Raw genomic sequence first — 1,089 nt, 5'->3', positions numbered from 1 at the left:
CATACGCTCGATTGCGTTTGACGTGTGAATGGCTTCCTTAATGAGAGACGGATACTTGTAGAACGTCAGCAAGGTCGACAATTGGCTTTCCCACGATTTGATTTCTTTCGGGTACAACTTGCCCCACTTGGCCTTCACCGTATCGAAAGCGGCAAGCGCCATGTCGGAGTCGACCGCGTTGTAAATCGTTTTCAGGTCGTTAATGACGTCGGTTTTGTGCTCGACTCGAATCTTGGGGAACGTGGCGCGGACCTTATGCACGATACAGTGCTGGACATCTGCCTTCGGGTAGGTTTCCCGGAAAGCTTCATCCAGGCCGGGCAGTCCGTCAAACACGCCCAGCAGCACCTCCTGGGCACCGCGCCCATAAAGATCTTTCAGCACTTCACGCCAGCCGTTAGAACTCTCCTGACCGCCGATGTAAAAGCCGAGAATCTGCCGGCGTCCCTCTTCGTCGATGCCCATCGCAAAGTAGACGACCTCGCCGCTGACCGTCCTGCGCTTTAGCTTGACGTATAGCCCATCCAAGTAGATAACCGAGTAGCGTTTCTGTAGTGGCCGGGCTTGCCAGTTCTTGATATCCTCAAGTACGGTTGCGGTAATGTTGCTGACCGTGGTGGCGGAGTAGTGGCTGCCAAACATACTTTCGATAAAGCGTGCGACGTCACGGGTTCCCATGCCACTCTTGTACATTTGAATCACGGCCTCCTCGAGCCAGCCGTCACGGCGCTGATACGGTTCAAACACGTGGGTTTGAAACTGGCCATTGCGATCCCGTGGAACCGACAAGTCCTCGATATGGCCGTATTTCGTGTGCAGGGAGCGCTTGTAGTAGCCGTTGCGACTATTGTGCCGGTTGGACTCGTCTGCTTCCATGTAGGCGGTGATCTCCGCACGCATGATCCGTTCGAGGTTTTCCTGGACGAACTGCGTTACAAGATTTTCAAATAGATTTGTGAGCATGTTTTCGGGTATAGTAGTCATCGGTAGGGTCCTTTCTCTGGTGGCTTTGACAACCCCGAGGATACCCTACTTTTTTTGTGCCTGACTAGGCTACAAATTTTGGTACACAGACTACTTTACACCGCC

The 1,089-nt window shown here is 53.1% G+C and carries 1 protein-coding gene; it reads right to left on the bottom strand.

Going from position 1 to position 1,089, the window contains the following annotated elements:
* The coding region (locus tag AC6I6H_RS22445; protein WP_497956834.1) for an IS256 family transposase at window positions 1-984 on the bottom strand (984 nt) is incomplete at its 3' end.
* Between the last annotated feature and the right edge of the window lie 105 nt (window positions 985-1,089).

Source organism: Gorillibacterium sp. sgz306347 (assembly GCF_059735245.1).
Note: the sequence above shows the minus strand (reverse complement) of the source record. Positions and strands in the feature narration are given on the sequence as shown.